Annotated in this window: 1 pseudogene; it reads right to left on the reverse strand. The window is 58.2% G+C overall.

What is annotated here, in order from left to right:
- Window positions 1-952 (reverse strand): annotated as a pseudogene (istA, locus tag BFP70_RS00575) (IS21 family transposase); the annotation flags it as partial.

A 952-nucleotide genomic window follows, 5' to 3' on the forward strand; every position in this document is an offset into this window, starting at 1 on the left:
AGCTCCACCGCGCAGAGGACATCTTCTTCGTTGTGCTGGAGCACCAGTGACAGGATGTCGACCATCTCTCGGTCGCCACCTTCTTTACGCGAGCCATGTGATCCTGCAATTGACGGAAGGCATCGGGCATCTGCGTGAACGGCGCACCATTCCGAAGGGCCCCCGGTTTGCGTTGGAGCGAGGCCTTGTCCGCCATTGGTCCGAGGACAATGGACGAGCGCGAGATAGTGGCGCCAGTCATAGATGACCTTGCCGGGTTTGCGATGAGAACGCTCAATGATCCGCGCATGCTCGCACACCGTTTGCCCTTCAGCGACCACGACCAGCCGTTCGGGATAGACATGCAAACTGACACGTCGGTTCGCAAAGCTGGCGGGAACGCTGTAGCGATTGCGTTCGAACGTGCTCAGGCACGTGGGTGACACACGCTTACTGTGTTCGATAAAGCCATCGAATGCCGGCGGAAGTGCCATTAGCGTGGGCTTCTCGGCCTCCCACACGTCAGCGATGGACCCCGGTAGAGCCTTGTGCGGTGTCTCCGTCCAAAGGGCGATACAGCGATCTTCAAGCCATTGGTTTAACTCGCCCAAGCCAGCAAAAACCGGCATGACCTGCCACATACGGTTGCGCGCATCCTGCACATTCTTCTCAACCTGACCCTTCCCCCAGTCCGCTGCCGGATTGCAGAACTCAGGTTCAAAGACATAGTGGCTGGCCATGGCTTTGCAGCGCGCATTGACGTCTCGCTGCTTGCCTTTGCCAACGCGGTCAACTGCCGTCTTCATATTGTCATAGATGCCACGTCCGGGGACGCCGCCAAAAACCCTGAACGCATGCCAATGAGCGTCGAACAGCATCTCATGCGTTTGCAACGGATAAGCGCGTACCAGGAACGCGCGGCTGTGTGACAGTTTGACATGTGCGACCTGCAGTTTGACCCGCTCACCACCGA

Origin of the sequence: Thioclava sp. SK-1 (assembly GCF_001705665.1) — a bacterium.
GTDB lineage: Bacteria > Pseudomonadota > Alphaproteobacteria > Rhodobacterales > Rhodobacteraceae > Thioclava.